This is a genomic window from Streptomyces sp. NPDC029159, assembly GCF_055564055.1.
This window is the reverse complement of the sequence record NZ_JBVHWT010000003.1, coordinates 362,380-381,382: the sequence shown is the minus strand read 5'-3', so window position 1 is coordinate 381,382 and position 19,003 is coordinate 362,380. Positions and strand designations below refer to the sequence as shown.

Annotated in this window: 18 protein-coding genes and 1 tRNA gene; 6 read left to right on the top strand and 13 right to left on the bottom strand. The window is 72.3% G+C overall.

Annotated elements, in window-relative coordinates:
• Positions 1-8: 8 nt before the first annotated feature.
• Positions 9-1,052 (bottom strand): ArgS-related anticodon-binding protein NrtL, encoded by a 1,044-nt coding sequence (gene nrtL / locus ACZ4U4_RS08730; RefSeq protein WP_467870498.1) that lies wholly within the window; start codon positions 1,050-1,052, stop codon positions 9-11.
• Between the two features lie 112 nt (positions 1,053-1,164).
• Positions 1,165-1,731: a response regulator gene (locus ACZ4U4_RS08725; RefSeq protein ID WP_467870496.1), complete on the bottom strand. Its 567-nt coding sequence runs from the start codon at positions 1,729-1,731 to the stop codon at positions 1,165-1,167.
• Between the two features lie 276 nt (positions 1,732-2,007).
• Between ACZ4U4_RS08725 and ACZ4U4_RS08720 the strand changes: the two genes are divergently transcribed.
• A tRNA-Arg gene (locus tag ACZ4U4_RS08720) sits at positions 2,008-2,079 on the top strand.
• Positions 2,080-2,182: 103 nt separating this feature from the next.
• Here ACZ4U4_RS08720 and ACZ4U4_RS08715 read toward each other — a convergent pair.
• From ACZ4U4_RS08715 to ACZ4U4_RS08680, 8 genes are all read right to left on the bottom strand, one after another.
• Positions 2,183-2,761 (bottom strand): NifU family protein, encoded by a 579-nt coding sequence (locus tag ACZ4U4_RS08715; RefSeq protein WP_467870494.1) that lies wholly within the window; start codon positions 2,759-2,761, stop codon positions 2,183-2,185.
• Positions 2,758-4,695: a ferrous iron transporter B gene (gene feoB / locus ACZ4U4_RS08710; protein ID WP_467870491.1), complete on the bottom strand. Its 1,938-nt coding sequence runs from the start codon at positions 4,693-4,695 to the stop codon at positions 2,758-2,760. Before feoB ends, ACZ4U4_RS08715 begins: the two co-directional genes overlap by 4 nt.
• Complete coding sequence (locus ACZ4U4_RS08705; protein ID WP_467870489.1) at positions 4,692-4,991, bottom strand: FeoA family protein; 300 nt, start codon at positions 4,989-4,991, stop codon at positions 4,692-4,694. The genes feoB and ACZ4U4_RS08705 overlap by 4 nt, the downstream gene beginning before the upstream one ends.
• Positions 4,992-5,134: 143 nt before the next feature.
• Positions 5,135-6,154, bottom strand: a complete 1,020-nt coding sequence (locus tag ACZ4U4_RS08700) for a cytochrome c oxidase assembly protein (protein ID WP_467870487.1) — start codon at positions 6,152-6,154, stop codon at positions 5,135-5,137.
• A gap of 146 nt (positions 6,155-6,300) precedes the next feature.
• Positions 6,301-6,927, bottom strand: coding sequence for a hypothetical protein (locus ACZ4U4_RS08695; protein WP_467870485.1), 627 nt, complete (start codon positions 6,925-6,927; stop codon positions 6,301-6,303).
• Entirely contained in the window at positions 6,924-7,640 is a 717-nt protein-coding gene (locus ACZ4U4_RS08690; protein ID WP_467870483.1) for a hypothetical protein, read from the bottom strand. The genes ACZ4U4_RS08695 and ACZ4U4_RS08690 overlap by 4 nt, the downstream gene beginning before the upstream one ends.
• Positions 7,637-8,920 carry a putative T7SS-secreted protein gene (locus ACZ4U4_RS08685; protein WP_467870481.1) on the bottom strand — a complete coding sequence of 428 codons (1,284 nt, stop codon included), beginning with the start codon at positions 8,918-8,920 and terminating at the stop codon, positions 7,637-7,639. The genes ACZ4U4_RS08690 and ACZ4U4_RS08685 overlap by 4 nt, the downstream gene beginning before the upstream one ends.
• Positions 8,921-8,922: 2 nt before the next feature.
• Positions 8,923-9,195, bottom strand: coding sequence for a hypothetical protein (locus ACZ4U4_RS08680; RefSeq protein WP_467870478.1), 273 nt, complete (start codon positions 9,193-9,195; stop codon positions 8,923-8,925).
• Between the two features lie 242 nt (positions 9,196-9,437).
• On the opposite strand from ACZ4U4_RS08680, the gene ACZ4U4_RS08675 reads away from it, so the two are divergent.
• Entirely contained in the window at positions 9,438-10,013 is a 576-nt protein-coding gene (locus tag ACZ4U4_RS08675; protein ID WP_467870476.1) for a hypothetical protein, read from the top strand.
• 84 nt (positions 10,014-10,097) lie between these two features.
• Here ACZ4U4_RS08675 and ACZ4U4_RS08670 read toward each other — a convergent pair whose 3' ends face one another.
• Entirely contained in the window at positions 10,098-11,432 is a 1,335-nt protein-coding gene (locus tag ACZ4U4_RS08670; protein ID WP_467870472.1) for a M64 family metallopeptidase, read from the bottom strand.
• 344 nt (positions 11,433-11,776) lie between these two features.
• Complete coding sequence (locus ACZ4U4_RS08665; protein WP_467870470.1) at positions 11,777-13,063, bottom strand: cytochrome P450; 1,287 nt, start codon at positions 13,061-13,063, stop codon at positions 11,777-11,779.
• A gap of 632 nt (positions 13,064-13,695) precedes the next feature.
• Here ACZ4U4_RS08665 and ACZ4U4_RS08660 point away from each other — a divergent pair.
• The 4 genes from ACZ4U4_RS08660 (at position 13,696) to ACZ4U4_RS08645 (ending at position 17,745) form a co-directional block, all read left to right on the top strand.
• Positions 13,696-15,141, top strand: a complete 1,446-nt coding sequence (locus ACZ4U4_RS08660; protein ID WP_467870468.1) for an FtsW/RodA/SpoVE family cell cycle protein — start codon at positions 13,696-13,698, stop codon at positions 15,139-15,141.
• The gene (locus tag ACZ4U4_RS08655; protein ID WP_467870465.1) at positions 15,138-16,592 is read left to right on the top strand and encodes a penicillin-binding transpeptidase domain-containing protein; all 1,455 of its coding nucleotides are present in this window, start codon (positions 15,138-15,140) and stop codon (positions 16,590-16,592) included. Before ACZ4U4_RS08660 ends, ACZ4U4_RS08655 begins: the two co-directional genes overlap by 4 nt.
• A gap of 53 nt (positions 16,593-16,645) precedes the next feature.
• Entirely contained in the window at positions 16,646-17,116 is a 471-nt protein-coding gene (locus ACZ4U4_RS08650) for an HD domain-containing protein (protein ID WP_467870463.1), read from the top strand.
• Between the two features lie 155 nt (positions 17,117-17,271).
• Positions 17,272-17,745 carry a VOC family protein gene (locus ACZ4U4_RS08645; protein ID WP_467870460.1) on the top strand — a complete coding sequence of 158 codons (474 nt, stop codon included), beginning with the start codon at positions 17,272-17,274 and terminating at the stop codon, positions 17,743-17,745.
• 64 nt (positions 17,746-17,809) lie between these two features.
• Here the strand turns inward: ACZ4U4_RS08645 and ACZ4U4_RS08640 are convergent, their stop codons facing one another.
• A complete protein-coding gene (locus ACZ4U4_RS08640) occupies positions 17,810-18,955 on the bottom strand; it encodes a ferritin-like domain-containing protein (protein WP_467870458.1) in 1,146 nt (381 codons plus the stop codon).
• Positions 18,956-19,003 lie beyond the last annotated feature (48 nt).

Sequence of the window (19,003 nt, the reverse complement as noted above, 5' to 3'; positions counted from 1 at the left end):
GATGTCGTTCAAAGTCGTACGGGTGCACAGACGCCGAGCAGGCGGAGGCCGTTGGCGAGCACCGTTCCGGTGGCCTCGGCGAGGGCCACCCGGGCGCGGTGCACGGCCGAGGGTTTCTCCTCGCCGACGGGCAGCGGCCGACACCCGCCCTGCCAGCGCAGATACGCCTCGGCCAGCGCCTCCAGATGACGCACCACCCGGTCCGGCGCCCGGTACCGCGCCGCGGCCGCGACGGCGTCCGGGAACCCGCCGAGGAGGAGGTGGAGGGCGTGCGCGTCCGGGGCGGGCGCAGAGCTTTCGGCGGTGTCCTCCGGGCCGGCGCCGGTGGGCGTCTCGGGGCCGGTGTCGCCCGGCGCGCCCGTGAAACCCAGCTCGCGGGCGTTACGCACCAGCGCCTGGGTCCGGGCGTACGCGTACTGCACCCGGAAGCGCGGGTTCTCCTCCCGCTGCGCGGGCCGCTCGGGGAGCCGCACCGGGTCGTGCGCGGCCGGCCGCAGCAGCGCCCACCGCGCCTCGTCGTCGCCGAGCCGGGCGACGAGCCGGGCCAGCTCGGCCCGATCGCCGTCGGACGCTACCTGCGGCGCGGCGCCCTCCGGCAGCGCCCCGGCAGCGTCCGCGGACGCGTCGATCCGGGCCAGCGCCTCGGCGACGACGAGGCCGCGCGCGCCCCCGGAGGGCGGCGTGGCCGCGGCGCCGGGGCGGCCCGGGCGGGCGCCGCCGGTGCCGTACCGCGGGCCCTGGGCGAGAACGGTGCGGACCAGTTCGGCCGGTGCGCCGTCCCCCAGGGTGAAGTTCAGAAATCCGGGCCCGGCGACCTCGACCCGCGCGATGCCCGGGCAGCCGGCCAGCCGCTTGCGCAGCACCTCGGCGACCTCGCGGGCGGGCAGTCCGGCCCCCGCGGCGAGCTGCAGTGCGACGTTGGACGCGTAGTCCCCGGAGTGCGGCGCGGGCCGCACCACCACCCGCTCCGGCACCGCCACGGACAGCTCCCGCTCCGCCACGGCACCACGCACGGAGCGCAGGACGGTACGGGACAACTCGGCGGGGGTCACAGGACAAGCGTATGGGAGAAGGGGGGCACCCATGCGACCAGGTTTCGCCTGGTGGACACCGGGCCGCGGGCGGGGCGCCCGTCAGGCGGCCGGGGTGCGGGCGGCGGTCCGTTCAGGACGAGGCGCGGCGGTCGCCGAGATCGCCCCGCCAGCCGTGGTACCGCTCGCCGCCGTACGGCGCGAGGTGGTCCTGCCGGTCCGGATGGTCACCGCATTCGAGGTGCGCGGCATGCTCGGCGAGCCCCGGCTGCTGCCGCACCGGCGCCATCCCGGCGGCCCGCCCGGCCGCCGACCGGTCGGCCACGGCGGCCTCCCCGTCGGCCCGCAGCCGCCGCCCGTCCCGGGCCAGCCGCGCCACCGTCTGCACCATCTCCGCCGGCTCGAACGGCTTCGCCAGAAACGCGTCGACGCCCACCGACCGGCCGCTGTCCGCCTCGTCCCGGGTGCAGGCGCTGATGAGCGCGATGGGGATGTCCCAGGTCCGCGGATCGGCCCGCAGCCGCGCCGCGGTGTGCAGACCGTTCAGCCGCGGCATCACGACATCGAGGGTCACCACATCGGGTCTGACGCGGTGCACGACCTCCAGACATTCGGCACCATCAGCCGCGGTCACGACCTCGAAGCCCTCCAGCTCGAGGTTGACCCTGATCAACTGCCGGATCCCCTCGCTGTCATCCACAACAAGGATCCGACCGCACAAGCCAGGCACACGACGAGACTAGGTGCCCGCCCCCGGCGGCGTACCCCTTTTCCGCACTTCGGCCCCCGTGCGGGGGACGTTTCCCCGACCACTCCCCACACGCCTCCGGCATGCGCTAGGACCCACCCCGAGGCCCTGGTCGGAGCCGCTCCGGCCCCCTCGGAACGATCTTCGTGCCCCTCTCCTGGATCACGTGCCGGAACACCCCATCGGAGCTGGTAGTGTTCTACCCGTCGCCGAGCAACACGGCGAAACGCCCCCGTAGCTCAGGGGATAGAGCAACGGCCTCCGGAGCCGTGTGCGCAGGTTCGAATCCTGCCGGGGGCACTTCGCAGGAAGTGCCGGAAGACCCCGACATCAGTGGAGACGCTGAGGTCGGGGTCTTCTCGTATGTGCTGGCCCGGCCGGAGGGAAGGGCTTCCCCCAGCGGTCACGCCCCGCGGCGGCGCAGCGGGAGCCAGGTGCGCCTTGCCGATCGCTCGGGCTCTTCCGTGGCCCGGAGTTCGACCAGATCGGGGAACCGGTCACGCAGTTCCGACTCCAGGCGGGAGTGGAGGGTGAACCCCGCGGCCGGGCAGTGCGTGCAGGTGCCCGCCATCCGCACCTCGGCGTGCCGGTCGTGGGCGGACACGATCGTCACGTCGCCGCCGTGGGAGCGGATGTAGTCGCCGGTGGGCCCGTCCAGGACGGCTTGGAGTGCGGCGCGCAGCACGTCGTCCTCGGTGACCGCGTCGGCCGGGCGCCACCGCTGAGGGTGGAGCAGTGCGGCGCCGAGCGCATCGCGCACCCGCGCACCCGCGCCGGACCAGCTCCGGCCGTCGGCGAGCCGGATCACCACGGCCTCCGTCTCCACCTCGATGGCGGCGACGGCTTCGGAGCGGAGCATGTCCCCGAGCTCGTCCGGTGCCTCGGCGATCTCTCCGACGACCGGCAGTGTGCCGGCGGGGATCACCCAGCGGACGGCCCGCGGGTCGGCCGTGGCCTCGGGGTGCATGGGGATGACGCTCATGCCAGCAGCCCTACGAGGGTGTGCGTCAGGAAGGCCATGCCCCAGGCGAGGACGAACATGTAGCCGAAGGCGATCGCGGGCCATTTCCACGAGCCGGTCTCGCGGCGCATGACGCCCACGGTCGACATGCACTGGAGCGCGTAGAGGAAGAAGACCAGCAACGCGGCCGTCGTGGCCGGGGTGAAGAGCTTCTCGCCCTGGTGCGGCCCGTCCGTGTAGGTCATGTGTGCCAGGGCCTCGGTCGGCTGGTCCGGGTTCTGGGCGGCGGCGACCTGGCCGAGGGTGGCGACGAACACCTCGCGGGCGGAGAGCGATCCCAGCACGCCGATGTTGATCCGCCAGTCGAACCCGAGGGGTTCGAAGACGGGCTCGATGGCACGGCCGAGGTCGGCGGCGTAGCTGTGGTCGATCTCGTAGGACGAGACCGCGGTCCGGTCGGCCGGGTCGACGCCGGCGGAGCGCAGTTGTGCCTCGCTGTGCATCGGCAGGCTGAGGAGCAGCCACAGCGCGACGGTGACGAGCAGGATGATCCGGCCGACCTTGTGCAGGAAGCCCTTGCAGGCGCTCCAGATGGCGTCGGCCACCGACCGCAGCCGCGGCATCCGGTAGGACGGCATCTCCATGTAGAAGGGCAGCGCCGGCCCGCCCCGGCTGCTGAACCGCTTGAAGACCCACGCCGCCGCCATGGCCGAGAGCGCACCGACGAGGTACAGGGCGAACATGACGACGCCCTGGGCGCCGAAGGGACCGACGTGGGCACCGGGGCTCACCAGCAGGCCGGTGAGCAGCACATAGACCGTCAGCCGCGCCGAGCAGGTCATCAGCGGCGCGCCCATCATGGTCGCGAAGCGGTCCCTGGCCGACGGCAGGGAGCGGGTGGCCATGATGCCCGGGATGGCGCAGGCGAGGGAGGAGAGCAGGGCGACGAACGCCCGGCCCTCCAACCCGGCCTTGGCCATGAGCCGGTCCATCAGGAACGCTGCGCGGGAGAGGTAGCCGCTGCCTTCCAGCAGCGAGATCATCAAGAACAGCAGGGCGATCTGCGGCAGGAAGACCAGCACGCTGCCCAGGCCGCCGATCAGGGCGTTGCCGAGGAAGCCGGCGAGCAAGGGGTTCGGGACGTATGCGGTGACCAGGGTGCCGAGCCAGTCGAAGAGGCTCTGCACCGCGTCCTGCAGCGGCGCCGCGACGGTGAAGATGATCTGGAAGAACGCGAACATGGTCGCGAAGAAGACGAGCGTGCCCCACAGCGGGTGCAGCAGTACGGAATCGATGCGCCGCGTGCGGTGATCGATCTCGGGCACCTCGTAGCCCGCGCTCCGCAGCAGCGACTCCACCCATGCCTGCCGCTGTGCGGGCTCGGTGGGCGGCGGGACGACCGGCCGCTCCCAGGTGGCCCAGTCGGGCAGTACGGACTGCAACTGCGCCAGGTCGTTGCGGGACCCGCTCGTCACCGCGACGACCGGCACGCCCAACGCGCGGCGGAGGGCCGCGACATCGAGGGTGCCGCCGCGACGGGTCAGCTCGTCCCGGAAGGTGAGCACCACACAGATCGGCAGACCGGTCTGCATGACCTGGGCGAGCAGGCCGAGGGAACGGCGCAGCGTCGTCGCGTCGATCGTGACGAGGATGCCGTCGGGTGTGCCGATGCCCGGGTTGTCCGGGTCGAGCGCGTCGGCGACGACCTGCTCGTCCGGGCTGATCGGATCGAGACTGTAGGTGCCGGGAAGATCCTCGATGGCCAGCTCGTGCCCGCCGGCCCGCGCCACGCCCTCGTAGCGTGCGACGGTGACGCCGGGGTAGTTGCCGGTCTTGGTCCGCAGGCCGGTCAGGGCGTTGAAGAGCGTGCTCTTGCCCGAGTTCGGGCTGCCGACCAGCGCCAGTCGGGCCTTGCCGGTGACCGTCTGCGCCACCGGACCGCAGTGCGCGCTCATGCGGTGCGCCGTACGTGGACGCCGGCGGCCTGCACCTTGCGCAGCGCGATCTCGTACTCCACGACCTGGAAGACGACCGGGTCGCCCAGCGGCGCCTTCCGCAGCACGGTGACCTCCGTGCCGGGGGCGAACCCCAGGTCGAACAGGCGTCGCGCGGTGCTGGGCTCCATCGACGGGTCGATGCCGGTCACCTGGCCGCTCATCCCGGGCCGCAGGTCGGCCAGTCGCGTCTCCCCACCGGGTTCCGCCGGTACGGACGGACTGCTCCGACGCGCGCCCGACTGCACTGAGACCATCGCCATCCTCATCCCCGAGCCACCTGACCAACTTAGGGCAGGCTAACTTTTTACCCGGGTAGTAACAATATCTCCGCCTTCCTCACGCCGGCCCTGGGAGGCTGCGGGCCTGCGGGAGGAGCGCCGGGAGTCTGCGCACGTCCTCAGGCGCGCGGGGCGCCGCCTCCCCCGCGCCGGTACCGCTCCCCCACCACGCCCTGGTCGGTCTCCCACCAGGGGCGGGTCAGTTCCTGGGGCGGGGGCGTGGTGGCCGGTGCGGCCGCCGGGGTGGCCGGGGCCAGTTCGCGGTCGAGTCGGGCGTCCAGTGCCGCCGTCCTGCCGCGTTCGGAGCGGACCCACTCGGCGAAGACCGCGATGAGGAAGGGCAGTCCGATCAGTTCGGCGAGGGTGAGCATGAGGCCGCCGCCGATCATCTGGTCGCGCTGCGGGCTGGGGTCCCAGGGACGGTGGTGGGCGGTGTACCAGCCGCCGGCGACGAGGGTGCCGCTCGTCATCACGACGATGCCGGGGACGGAGTCGACCAGCCCGTCGACGAGGACGAGGAGCGCCCGCACCGGATGGCTGCACCAGGAGGGCAGCAGGTCCTCGCGGGTGAGCATCGGCAGGACGAAGAGGGTGCCGACGACGAGGAGTTGCAGATACATCAGCTCGTGCAGCGGGCCGTGGCGCAGGGCGGTCGTGAAGTACGGCGTGAAGTAGATCGCCAGCTCGGAGGCGAGTACCAGGACGGTGCTGACCAGCGGGAACGTCAGCAGGCGCAGCAGGCGGCCGGAGAGCGCGCCGCGCAGCCGGCGGGCGGTCGGCGAGCGGTCGTCCAGGGCCCGCAGGGCGAGTGCCAGCGGGTCGCCGAGGGCAAGGCCGAGCGGGGCGATCAGGTCGAGCACGATGTTCTGCACCGCCGCCGGCCAGAACAGTTCGTGGTCGTAGACGGCCAGCCCGGACATGGTGGCGACGACGATCGCGCCGAGCCCGAGGCCCGCGAAGGCCGCACTGCGGACGAGCGGCCATCGCTCACCGCGGCGCGCCAGCCGTACGACGCCCCAGGCGTAGAGACCGCCCAGCAGCAGCACCAGGGCGAGGGCGTACGGGTCCAGTTGCCAGCTGTCGGCCAACCGCGCCGCGGTCAGCTCCGGCAAACCGGCCGAAAGCGGTGTCGGTGTCACGGGGCACCACGCTAGACCTGCTGCCGGGCGGCGTGCGTGCGGGGCGCCGGGTGGGGGTGCGGACCGCTGCGGGGCCGCCCCGCGTGCCGGGCGACGCGGGGCGGACGGGGTGCTCGGGGCGCCGGGTCAGCGGTGCCGGTCGGGGCTCAGCGGAACCGGCTGGGGCGGGCGATGCGGGCACGTGCGGCCCGGTGCCTGCGGTCGGGGCCGGCGCTCTCGCGTTCCTTGGCGCTGTCCGCCCAGTGCTGCGGCTGCATGAACAGCAGCTCGCCGGTGCCCGGGACCAGGGCCACGCCGCCGAACGGGTCGTCCCCCGCGAACCAGACGCCCGCCTCCATCTCCGGCCAGCCGGAGCGGCTCAGCACCTCCTTCGCGCGCAGCGTGAGCGCGTCCTCGCGGCGACCGCCGAGGCGGAGGTGGAGGGTGTGGGAGGCGTACTGGCCGTCCTTCTCCACCGGGGTGCGGAATTCCAGGGGATAGGTGCGGAGCACCCGCGCGCACTTACGGGTCAGCGCCATGCGCGCCTGGAACACGACCAGGACGATCAGCCCACCGAAGAGGCCGATGAGGGCCACAGGGATCAGATAGTTGTTCTGGAACACGTACAGCTGAACCCAGAGCAGGAAGAGCACCGGGAAGGTCTTCAGGAAGCTTTTCGTGGCGAAGCGGTAGTGGTACTTCAGCACTCCGTCGAGATCCGTGCCGTCGGTCGAATAGGGGGCCGGGACGGATTGCCGGAGCTTGGCTCGTACGCGCTCTTCCGGGGTCGTCATCCGAAAGGGCTCCTTTCTGCTGCGTCGGAGCCCGAGGACCCTCCGGAATTCCCGTTCGCCGCGGACTCCGCCGCCGGGTCGGTGAAGGACACCGTACGGGCCACGCCGAGGAGTACACCTCGGTAGTCCTGGGCCAGTTCCACCGCGGGAGTGACCAGTTGCAGCATGACGATCGAGGCGTTGCCGGGGCGGGGAATGGCCACGGTGCCCTGCCAGACGGTGCCGTCGCGGGATTCCTCCTCCCCGTCCTCCCCTTCGGGCGGAGCGGCCGGTGACGGCGTGCGGCGGACCGTTTCCCATACGTATCCGGTGCCGACGGGGATTTCCACCGGGACGATGCCGTCGGCGGCGCTGGTTCCTGTGCTTTCGCCGCCCAGGAGTTGCATGAGGACGGCGTGGGGATTCATCCCCGTGGTCGCAACGGTGGAGACCGTGAGGACGGACAGGGTCGGTTCGCCGTCGTCGTCGGGGTGCATACCGAGGGCGCACCCCATCACCTCGCGCTTACGGAGCATCGTGAGGACGCCCGCGTAGAGCCGGAATATCTGGTCGGCGCGGTCGCGGTGCTCGGGAGGCAGCAGGGTGATCTGGCGGGCCGTCTCCTGAATTCCCTCGGGGGTGGGCTGGAGGTCCAGCGGGAGGTAGCCGTAAGGCAGTCCGTACCAGAATTCCGGTTTCGGTTCGGCCGCCACGGTGTCGATAAGGCCGTTCACAGGCGGATGCCCCTCATCATTTCTGCTACGTCGGTAATGATTTCGGTGGCGCCGCCCTTCGCGCCGACACCGGTGAGGATTCCCTTGGTGGTCTCGGTGCCGTCGTGCCCGAGGCCCTCCTTCGGGAGCACCCCGGCGGTCTCCAGGGACGACTCCATGTTCGCCGCCACGTTGACGCCATTGAGGGCATGCTGGAGCCCGCTGGTGGTTTGGGTGGCGGCGTCAAGTGCCTTGAAATTGAAGGCCGGTACGATTTCGCTGCCGAATTTGCCCATCTTCGAGCCGAGGGACATGGCCTCGCCGCCTTCGCGGGCTACCGCGGCTGCGAGCCCCGCCTCGCCGCCCGCCCGGGCGAGGGCACCGACGCCCGGCACCATGCCGAGGGTGTCGCCAACCATGGAGGCCCCGGCGAAAAGACCTTCCTTCCAGCCGTATTTTCCTGTCAGGGCGTCTCTGAAGTCCTCGCTGGACAGGTTCTTGGCCATGGACACCGCGCTGGCGGCGACCGCGACACCCGCGAAGACCGGCGCCAGCGGCGTCGGAAGCAGCGCCAGGACACCGGCGATGGCCCCGATGGTTCCGGCGTGGTCTACAACGAGTTCACCGAACTTCTTGAGCCCCTCCCCGATGGCGCTGAGCGTTTTGCTGAACCAGCCCGGCTCTTTGGGTGCCAGCTTGTCGTCGGCGTCGTCGAGCTTGCCGGCGACGTCGTTGGCGCGTCGCGTGTGGAGGCTTTCGAGTTCGCGCGCCTTTTTCAGGACGTCTTCATAGGCATCGTTGGCGGCGTCGGCGTGTTTGGTGGCTTCGTTGAGCGCCCGCTCGGCGGCCCGCAGACGATCCGTGGCGGCGTCCGCCTCCTCCTGGCTGGGGTATTCCTTTCCACCGAGCTTGAGGTCCGGATTCCCCTTGGCATCGTCATAACGTTGCTGGGCACTGTCGGCAGCGGCCTTCTTCTCCCGCGCGGCGTCATCGTATTTCTTCGCCAGATCGCGATGAGACGAGAGATCGTCTTCCCAGCCCTTGAGGGCTTTGGCGGCCTTTTCCAGGGAGTGGCCCGCGTTCATCACGGCAAGTTTGAGGTCGCCGTCCACCGTGTCACGGAAGGCGCTGGCCGCGTCCCCCTGCCAGCTGGAGCTGTGACCGAGAAGATAGACGATCTGCTCGTGACAGCTGTTCAGGGTGTCGGCTGCCGCCTTCACCTTGCCATGAAGACCGGAGACGGATTCAGGGATTCCGGGAACCGGATTCCAACCCAGGCTCGGATAAGGGTTTTTCGCCATGCTCAGCGCTCCCCCGCGTTGGCGGCTTCGTGGTCGTGCATCTTTTTGAGCGCCTTGGAGAGGTTGCTCTCCAGCTCCTTGTAGCTCAGTGCGGTCTTGTCCACTCCCTCGTCGACCGCCTCGATCAATTTCTTCAGCTCACCGGTGCCGTACTTCCAATGCTCCTGGAAGGTCTCACACGCCTCGTCAAGCCGCGCCGTCCCGATCTGTTCGGTACTGACGGACGAGAGGGCTTTGCGCGCACTCTCCAGATCCGATACGGACCTCTTCAACACCCGGCCGAATGATGCGAGTTGTGTGAGATCCACCTTGAACTCGTCGGACACCGGAAAACCTCTTCTCCCCCAGCAAACGAAGTGAACATACGCCGCACGAGGGGCATTTGGTGCACCCGCGTGCCGCCCGATGCGACGCCAGGCTAAGGTATAGCAGCCATCAAACATTCGTAATCTCCGGGCCCGCTGAACGGTTCCCACTCGGCACCGCAGGGCTGATGCTCGAAAAGGGGGAATTTCTGGTGACGTCTGCGGGACACACCCTTCCGGACACGGCCGCCTTCGAGGACGCGGGGACGCGGTCCGCCTGGGCTGCGGAGCGGCGGCGGGTGCGGCTCCTCCTGACCGGCTGGACGGTCCTGTACGTGGGGGCCTTCATCGCACTCACACTGCTCGACGAGTTCGGCGTCATCGCGCTGTCCGACGTGAAGTGGAGCGGGCGCCGGGGTCGCGGGGCCGGAGATCTGCTCGGCCTGGTCGGGGGCCTGATCCTCCTCGTCTACTTCTTCGTCCTCTGCTACTACGTGATCTTCCTGCGCGCCCTGAAGCGCATCCGCCGTCTCTTGGAAGCTCACCCGTGGCGCCCGGTGGCAGAGGTCCGGCAGATCCCCCGGAACAAGGACATCGGCGTACCGGTGCGGCTGCGCCTTGGCGATGCGGACGAATGGACCCGGGACATGTCCACCCGCGCGACCCGCCCCCGACGCCAATGGCCCGAGGCCCTCGAACAGGGTGCCTGGCACGCCGGTGATCTGCAGGGCCCGGGCGTGCTCGCGCTGCCGGGCGGCGGGCGGCCGATGGAGATCAAGCCTCGGTGAGGGGCGAGCGCCTACGCGAGCGGGGGCGGGCACCTGGGAGCTGCTCCCGGGTGCCCGCCCCCGCCGGTTGTGCGGCGCGGCCGCTCAGCCCCTGACCCGCCAGCTCAACTCGGTGGTGAGAAGGTCGCGCAGGGACGGGTCGCGGACCGCGTCCGTGGGGTCGGTGGCGCGGACGGTGACGGTGTGGCGGCGGCCGTCGGCGGGGACGCCGAGGGCGGCGGGGCGCACCGTGGTCGCGCCGCGCGCGGAGCGGGCCTCGCGGCCGTCGACGTACCAGCGCGGGGTGGCGCCCGGCATCGGGGTGACGCGGAGGGCGCCGCTGCGGGCGAGCGGCCGCCCGGTGGGCACCTCGGCGGTGAGCGAGGTGGCATGGCGGTGGAACCCGGCGATCATCGCCTCACGGCCGGGGAGGTTGAACTCCCGCCCCAGGGTGCGCATGATCGAGTTGTCGGTGGGGCGGTTGAGCCCCTTCTCGTAGTAGCCGCCGCCCTCGTACGCGCCGACCTTGCCGCCGTCCGGGGACTCCTGGCCCAGCCAGCGGTACCACTTCTTCTGCTGGGACTTCATCGCGTCCGCGCCGAGGGTGGAGAGGTTGGCCTCGGTGGGCTCGGGGCCGGTGTAGGTGCCCTCCTGGCCGTAGTCGTACTCGTCGGCGAGCTTGCCCAGGGAGTGGCCGGTCTCGTGGACGGCGATCTGGTCGGACTGGTCGTTGTCGGACGAGGCGGTGGCGATGCCGTCGTAACCGACCTGCGAGGAGACGTCGTTGTACCCGGCGCCGCCGTACTTGGACGAGTGGCCGAGGACGACGACGAGGTCGGCGGCGGGGGCCTTGGCGGCGTACGCCTCGACCTTGGCGGTGTCGACGCAGAGCAGCCGCTCGGTGTTGCCGCAGAAGAAGGCGGAGCCGAGGGCGGTGTTGCGGACGACGTCCTGGGTCGGGTCGCCGGAGACGCCGGAGTCGTGGGAGACGGCGTCGACGGCCCAGACGTTGAAAAGTTCGGTGTACGAGGCGTACGGCTCGACGGCCGTCATCTTCTCCCACTTGGCCCGGGCGGCCTTGTGGAAGTCCTCCTGCTGGTCGGCGGTGTAGCCGTCGCCGATGAAGACGACGTCGAGCTTGTCGGCGACCGGGCCGTTCTTGACGAGCGAGGTGACGTCGCCGTCGGCGGCGATGGAGGTGCGCGCGGCCGGGGCGAGCGGGGCGGAGGCGGGCACGGTGGTGTGGTGGGGGTGGCCGCCGGGGCCGGTGAAGTACTCGACGGGCTGCGCGGAGCGGGCGGCCGGAGCCGGTGCGGCGCCGGCGGGCGCGGCGGCGGTGAGCGCGAGGGTGGCGGCGAAGGCCGCCCCGACGGCCGCGGCGGCACGCAGGGGCGCGGGGCGCCGGTGGCCGGAGGTGCGGACGGAGGCGCGTATGCGCATGGATCCTCCCAAGTCCCGCCGACCGTACGGCGGGTGGAGCCGGATGGGCGCGATCAATGTATGGGGCGGGGAGGGGCCGGGCAACGGGGATCCGTCAAGTCAGCATGGAGTAAGGGGAGTTGGCCGGTCGGTGAGCGGTGGGGCGCCCGGCGGCCCACCGGCGAGCGGGTGGAGGCGGCCGGCCGGCCCGTACCGGCGGCCCGTCGGCTCGCCCCAGCCCCCGACCCCGCTCCGCCCCTGCGTCCGTCTCCGGCCGCCCGCCCGGCCCCGGATGCACCACACCCCGGCGCCCCCGCCCGCATCAACGGGACGGGCGCGCCGGGGTGACGCTCCGGGGCGGGGGCTCAGCCGCCCAGGTGCACCGGCAGCGAGTCGATGCCGTAGACGATGGAGAGCTTGCGGAAGCTGAGGTTCTCCGGTTCGACGGCGAGGCGCATCGTCGGGAAGCGGCGGACGAGGGCCGGGTAGGCCGCGCGCAGCTCCATCCGGGCCAGCTCGGCACCGACGCAGCGGTGGATGCCGTAGCCGAAGGCGAGGTGGGAGGGGACGTTGCGCTCGGGGTCGAAGCGCTCCATGTCGGGGCCGAGGCCGCCGTCGCGGTCCGCGCCGCTCAGGGAGCAGAGCACGACGTCGCCGGCGGCGATCCGCACGCCGCCGATCTCCAGCTCCTCGCGGGCGAAGCGCGGGAAGGCGACCTGGACGACGGTGAGGTAGCGCAGCAGCTCCTCGACGTACCGCTCGACGGCTTCGTCGCCGTCCTTGAGCGCCGCGAAGTGGTCCGGGTCCTGGAGGAGGACGAGGGCGCCGAGCGCCAGCATGCTCGCGGTGGTCTCGAAGCCGCCGGTGAGGACGCCGTCGGCGAGGCCGGCCAGCTCCTCGTCGCTGACGGAGTCGCCGTGCTCCTTGACGATCATGCCGAGGAGACCGTCACCCGGGTCCTTGCGCTGCTTCTTGACGACCTCGCGGAAATACTGGAGGGATTCCGATATGGCGCCGAAGGACGCGTTGGCGCCGCTGAAGAGGTCGAAGCGCGCGGCGCTCAGCCGCTCGAAATCCGCGCGGTCCTCATAGGGCACGCCGAGGAGTTCGCAAATCACCAGGGAGGGAATGGGCAGCGCGAAAGCCTGGACGATATCGACCGGTTCGCCGTCCTTGCCCGCCTGCTCCATCGCGTCCAGCCGCTCCTCCACGATCTCGTGGATACGCGGGGTGAGGCGGCTCAGGCGGCGCATGGTGAATTCCGGGGTGAGCAGCCGCCGCAGCCGGGTGTGGACGGGCGGGTCGGCGAAGCCCAGTCCGCCCGGGTTCTGCTCCGCCTCCGCGCCCGCCTTGCCGACGAGGTGGGTGAAGTCCGAGCTGAAGGCGTTCGCCTTGCCGAGCACCGCCTTGACCTCGTCGTAGCCGGTGACCAGCCAGACGTTCGCGGCTATCGGCACCGGCAGCTTGGTGATGGGCTCCTTCTCCCGGACGGCTCCCAGCTCGGGCACCGGGTCGAGTCCGTCGCGCCGCAGCGGCATCAGCACGGATTCGGGAAGGAAGGACATCCGCGAGAGATCGAAGCCCTTCTTCCGGGTGCGCGCGAGATACAGGCGGCCGGCCCAGGCGATGATCCGGGAACGGAGTGTCGTCATGACGCTGATACTGCCTTTCGTCGAGGGGGACGGTCATCCGCACTCGGCGGCCCGGAGGGACCGAGGAAGCGCGGGGCGTCCGCCCGGCGTGCACAGTGCCGCCGTACGCCGTAGGGGGTGTTTTCTCCGGCACCCCCGGCCCCTCGCTTGCGGCGGTCACGGCGCGGGTCCGTGACGTCGGCCGGCATCGCCGGTCGCCCGCGGCCGGCGTGACGCGCTCGGCCCTTGTCTTTCGCGTCGAGTTTACAAAGCGCCCCAGGCGGCGCCGAGGGCCCAACGGCCCTGATATGCGTCGGGGACAACCCTGGAATTCCCCCGACCCCCCGTGCGACCTTCATCCACCTCTCCCGTACGACCCGGGCCACGCCTGAACTTCCGTAACCAGGACGTCGATTTCCGGTACGGAGTTGCCCGGAGTGCGGGCTCCGTTTGTCCGCGCGGGGCGTACGCGTGCCCTTCCCCGGCACGACGATCCGCCGTCCTCCGTCGGAATCCCGCACTCCGCCGCCACCACGGTTCACTCCCTCCCGAGGGACGAACCGGAATTACCCCGGAAGTCATGGCATTCCGACATGAGCAGCACAGGATCCGACATAACACATATAAGCCGCCTTACTTGCTACGTTGCCAGGATGACGGCAACGGCCCCGCCCCCGGAACCGGCGTCGTCCGCCCCGGCGGCGGACCGGCCGCCGCCGCGCCCGCCGGTCTCCCGGCGGCGCGGCGTCGAGCTGGTCCTGCTGACCGGTGCGGTGCTGATCAGCGTCTGCGGGTACGCCGTCGTCGGGCTGACGGTGCGGGGCGCGGTGCCCGCCGGCGCCGCGGGGTACGGCGCGGGGCTCGGCGCCCTCGCGCTCCTGGCCCATCTGGCGGTGCGGTGCGGCGCCCCGCACGCCGATCCGCTGCTGCTGCCGGTCGCCGTCCTCCTCAACGGGCTCGGCCTGGTCCTCATCTTCCGGTTGGACCTGGCGACGCCCGGCCACCACGCGGCACCGGCCCAGCTGGTCTGGTCGGCGGTCGGGATCGCGCTGTTCACGGCGGCGGTGCTGCTGGTGCGCGACCACCGGCGGCTGGCGCGGTACGGGCCGGTGTGCGCGGCGCTGGCGCTGGCGCTGATGCTCGCGCCGCTGGCGTTCCCGGCGGTCAACGGCGCCAAGATCTGGATCCGGCTCGCCGGGTTCTCGATCCAGCCGGGCGAATTCGCGAAGGTGCTGATCACGGTGTTCTTCGCGGCGCGGCTCGCGGCCCACCGCACGGCGCCCCCGGCGGACGGCCCCGGCGCGGCGCGGCGCACGGCGCTGCGGATGCTCCGCCCGGTCGCCGCGGTCTGGCTGCTGACCGTCGCCATCCTCGTCCTCGAACGCGACCTCGGCACCTCGCTCCTGTACTTCTGCATCTTCGTCGTCCTGCTCTACGTGGCGACCGGCAGGCTGGGCTGGCTGGCGGTCGGGCTGCTGCTGGCCGGTGCGGGCGCGACCGCCGTCGCGGTGCTGGAGCCGCATGTGCACAGCCGGGTGGCGGACTGGCTGCATCCGTTCGCCGGTCTCGCGACGGGCGCGGGCCCCGGGCAACTGGCGCAGTCGCTGTACGCGTTCGGGGCGGGCGGGCTGCTGGGCACCGGACTCGGCCGCGGCGACTCGTACCTCATCGGCTTCGCCATGAAGTCCGACTTCCTGCTGGCGACGTTCGGGGAGGAGCTGGGGCTCGCCGGGCTGACCGTGCTGTTCCTGCTCTACGCGATCCTGGTGGCGCGGGGCTTCCGCGCCGGGCTCGGGCTGCGCGACCCGTTCGGCGGGCTGCTGGCGGTCGGGCTCGCCTCGCTCCCCGCGGTGCAGGTCTTCGTCATCGCCGGCGGGGTGATGGGGCTGATCCCGCTGACCGGGATGGCGCTGCCGTTCCTGGCCCAGGGCGGCTCGTCACTGGTGACGAACTGGCTGATCGTGGCCCTGCTGATCCGCCTCAGCGACCGGGCCCGCCGGCCTCCCGGGGACGCGCCGGACGCCCCGGACGGGCCGGCGGACACCGTCGGGACCGAGGCGGTGGCGGTGGCCGGGCGCGCCCCGGAGGCGGGCCGGTGATCCGCTGCACCCGGCACGCCGCCGTCTTCTGTCTGCTGCTCTTCGTCGCGCTGCTGGGCAACGCGGCGTGGGTGCAGGTCTTCCGCGCACCGGAGCTGGCCGCCGACCCGGCCAACCGCCGGGCGCAGATCGCGCGGTACGCCGAGCCGCGCGGTGCGGTGCTCGTCGCCGGGCGGCCGGTGACCGGTTCGCACGACAGCGGCGGGCGGCTGCGGCACGAGCGGACGTACATCGACGGGCCGCTGTACGCACCGGTCACCGGCTTCTCCTCGCAGACGTACGGCACCTCGCTGCTGGAGCGCGCCGAGGACGGGGTGCTGGCCGGGACCGATCCGCGGCTGACGGCGTTCCCCTGGTGGGACGGGCTGACGCGGGCGCGGCGGCGGGGCGGGACGGTCGCGACGACCATCGACCCGGCGGTGCAGCGCGCGGCGTTCGCGGGGCTGGGCCGCCGCACCGGCGCGGTCGCCGCGCTCGAACCGCGCACCGGCCGCATCCTCGCGCTGGTCTCCACCCCCTCGTACGACCCGGCGCAGCTGTCGGGCAACGGGCCCGAGGTGACGGCGGCGTGGCGGCGGCTGACCGGGGCGGCGCGGCAGCCGATGCTCAACCGGGCGATCCGGCAGACGTACCCGCCCGGTTCGGCGTTCAAGGTGGTCACCGCCGCGGCGGCGCTGGAGAGCGGGCTGGTCACCGACCCGGACGAGCCCACCGGATCCCCCGATCCGTACACCCTGCCCGGTACGGACACCGTGCTGGTCAACGAGTCGGACGACTGCGAGGACGCCTCGCTGCGGGAGGCGTTCCGGGTCTCGTGCAACACCGTCTTCGCCCGGCTGGGCGTCGACGCGGGGCTGGCGACGATGGTCCGCACGGCGCGGGCGTTCGGCTTCGACGGGCGGGGGCCGCGTATCCCCTCACCGGTCGCGGCGAGCACCTTCGACACGTCGATGGACCGCGCGCAGCTGGCGCTGTCGTCGATCGGGCAGTACGACACGACGGCGACGCCGCTCCAGATGGCGTCGGTCGCGGCGGCGGTGGCGAACGACGGGGAGCGGGCCGCGCCCCATCTGGTGGACGAGGTGACCGACGCGTCCGGGACGGCGCTCGCCGCACCGGAGCGCCCGGCGCCGGTCCGGGCGATGGGTCCGGCGACCGCCCGGCGGCTCCAGGAGCTGATGGTGGACGTCGTCGAGCACGGCAGCGGGCACCGTGCCGCGATCGACGGCGCGGTCGTCGGCGGCAAGACCGGCACCGCCCAGCACGGCGTCCACAACGAGGGCACCCCGTACGCCTGGTTCATCTCCTGGGCGCGCCGGGCGGACGCCGCGCAACCCGCGGTGGCGGTCGCGGTGGTCGTCGAGGACGCGGCGGCCGACCGCACCGAGATCAGCGGCGGCTCGGGCGCCGCCCCGATCGCGGGCGCGGTGATGCGGGCGGCGCTGCGGTGAGCGGGGCCGCTCCCCCGTACGCCCCGCCCGAACGCCCCCGGCACAATGACCGCATGACGGAACCTGACGGTGATTCGGCGCCCCTGCTGACCGCGGCGGAGGTCGAGGCGCTGGCGCGGCGGGTGCACGCCGGGCAGACGGACAAGGCGGGCCGCCCGTACACGGAGCATCTGGCGGCGGTCGCGCGCGAGGTGCGGGCGCGGGGCGGCAGCCCGGAGCAGATCGCCGCGGCCTGGCTCCACGACGCCGTCGAGGACGGGGCGCTCTCCGCCGGGGAACTGGCGCGGACGGCGCTGCCGGACGCGGTGCGGGCGATGGTCCTCGCCGTCACCAAACGGGCCGGTGAACCGCCCGAGGTCTACGCCGCCCGCGTCCTGGCCACCCCGGGCGCCCTGCTGGTCAAGGCGGCCGATCTGGCCCACAACGCCGACCCGGCCCGCCTCGCGGCACTCGACGCCCCGACCCGGGAGCGGCTGGCGGCGAAGTACGGCCGGATGCGGGGGCTGTTGGGGCTGGCGGAGTAGCGGGGCGGGAGCCCGCAGGGGCAGGGCGCGGTCCCGTGGCGGAGGCGCCGCCCGGACGGCGGCGGGTACCCCAATGGCGGCACCGCCCCCGGGTGGCACGGTCGTTGTCAGGTCAGCGGGGCGTGCGTCCCGTCCGCCGACAGCAGGAGTGCACCATGCCGAGGATCACCCCGAATCTCTGGTTCGACACCCAGGCGAAGGACGCCGCCGAGTTCTACGTCTCGGTGTTCCCCCACTCCCGCATCACCCAGGTCTCGTACTACGGCGAGGCCGGTCCGCGGCCGGCCGGGACGGTGCTGACCGTCGATTTCGAGCTGGACGGGCAGGCGTACACGGCGATCAACGGCGGGCCGGAGTTCACCTTCGACGAGGCGATCTCACTGCTGATCAACTGCGCGGACCAGACGGAGGTCGACTACTACTGGGACGCCCTGGGCAAGGGCGGCCGCACCGGCCCGTGCGGCTGGCTCAAGGACCGCTACGGCCTGTCCTGGCAGGTGGTCCCCGATGCGCTCGGGGAGCTGATGGCCGATCCGGATCCGGCCCGCGCCCAGCGGGCGCTGCAGGCGATGCTGGGGATGCAGAAGCTGGACGTCGAGGCGTTGCGGGCGGCGGCGGACGGGGGCTGAGCGGGGCAGCGCGGCGGAGCGCCCCCGTGGCGGCGGGGCGCCCGCCCGGCCCGAGCCGCCCGCCTCAGCCCTGTCCGGTCCCGCCCGCGGCCTCTCCCCCGTCCTCCGCCGCGGCGCCCGCCGCCACCGTCGCGGCGACCTCGGCGGTGCGGGCCGCCTCCTCCTCGGCGAAGCGCCGCGCGTCCAACTGCTCGGCGATCTCCTCGTCCTGGGCCATCAGCGCGTCCAGCTCCGCATCGCCCAGATCGAGGACGCCCAGGTCGGCGTAGGCGCGCTGCAACCGCGGGCCCCACAGGCCGATGTCCTTGACGCAGGGCACGATGCGGCTGAAGAGCAGCTTGCGGAAGAGGTGCAGGAACTCCGACTGCTCGGTGAGTTCGAGGGCCTCGGCGCGCGGTATGCCGAAGTTCTCCAGGACCTCCACACCGCGCAGCCGGTCCCGCATCAGATAGCAGCCCTCGATGACGAACTCCTCGCGCTCGCGCAGTTCGGCGTCGGAGAGCTGCCGGTAGTGGTCGCGCAGCGCCATCCGGCCGAAGGCGACGTGCCGGGCCTCGTCCTGCATGACGTAGGCGAGGATCTGGTGCGGCAGCGGCTTGGTGGTGGTGTCGCGGAGCATGCCGAACGCGGCCAGCGCCAGGCCCTCGATGAGCACCTGCATTCCGAGGTAGGGCATGTCCCAGCGGGCGTCGCGCAGGGTGTCGTCGAGGAGGGCGCGCAGGCTGTCGTTGACGGGGTAGAGCAGCTGCACCTTCTCGTGGAGGAAGCGGCTGTAGATCTCGGCGTGCCGCGCCTCGTCCATGGCCTGGGTGGCCGAGTAGAACTTCGCGTCGAGGTCCGGCACGGACTCGGTGATCCGCGCGGCGCACACCATCGCGCCCTGCTCACCGTGGAGGAACTGGCTGAACTGCCAGGACGCGAAGTGCTGCCGCAGCGAGCCGCGCTCCCGCTCGGACATCCGGTCCCAGTACGGCGTGCCGTACAGGGCGGTCACCTCGTCGGGGGTGCCGAGCGGGTCGTACGGGTCGACCTCCTGGTCCCAGTCGATGCGGGTGGTGGCGTCCCACTGCTTGTCCTTGCCCTTCTGGTAGAGGGCGAGGAGCCGGGCGCGGCCTTCGTCGTACTCCCAGCTGAAGCGGGCGGCGCCGGCGGCGGGGACCTCCCACAGGAGGTCGTCCGGCTCTCGGGTGTAGGTCTCGCGGCTCGACACGGGCGTCTCCTCGGCTCACCGGGCTGTGGGGCCTGTCGTCACGCTCCG

Coding starts and splice junctions, on each gene's coding strand:
- ACZ4U4_RS08670 (WP_467870472.1), bottom strand. CDS start 11,432: ATGCGCATACGCGCCTCCGTCCGCACCTCCGGCCACCGGCGCCCCGCG.
- ACZ4U4_RS08645 (WP_467870460.1), top strand. CDS start 17,272: ATGCCGAGGATCACCCCGAATCTCTGGTTCGACACCCAGGCGAAGGAC.
- feoB (WP_467870491.1), bottom strand. CDS start 4,695: ATGAGCGCGCACTGCGGTCCGGTGGCGCAGACGGTCACCGGCAAGGCC.
- ACZ4U4_RS08660 (WP_467870468.1), top strand. CDS start 13,696: ATGACGGCAACGGCCCCGCCCCCGGAACCGGCGTCGTCCGCCCCGGCG.
- ACZ4U4_RS08685 (WP_467870481.1), bottom strand. CDS start 8,920: ATGGCGAAAAACCCTTATCCGAGCCTGGGTTGGAATCCGGTTCCCGGA.
- ACZ4U4_RS08665 (WP_467870470.1), bottom strand. CDS start 13,063: ATGACGACACTCCGTTCCCGGATCATCGCCTGGGCCGGCCGCCTGTAT.
- ACZ4U4_RS08650 (WP_467870463.1), top strand. CDS start 16,646: ATGACGGAACCTGACGGTGATTCGGCGCCCCTGCTGACCGCGGCGGAG.
- ACZ4U4_RS08705 (WP_467870489.1), bottom strand. CDS start 4,991: ATGGTCTCAGTGCAGTCGGGCGCGCGTCGGAGCAGTCCGTCCGTACCG.
- ACZ4U4_RS08715 (WP_467870494.1), bottom strand. CDS start 2,761: ATGAGCGTCATCCCCATGCACCCCGAGGCCACGGCCGACCCGCGGGCC.
- ACZ4U4_RS08695 (WP_467870485.1), bottom strand. CDS start 6,927: ATGACGACCCCGGAAGAGCGCGTACGAGCCAAGCTCCGGCAATCCGTC.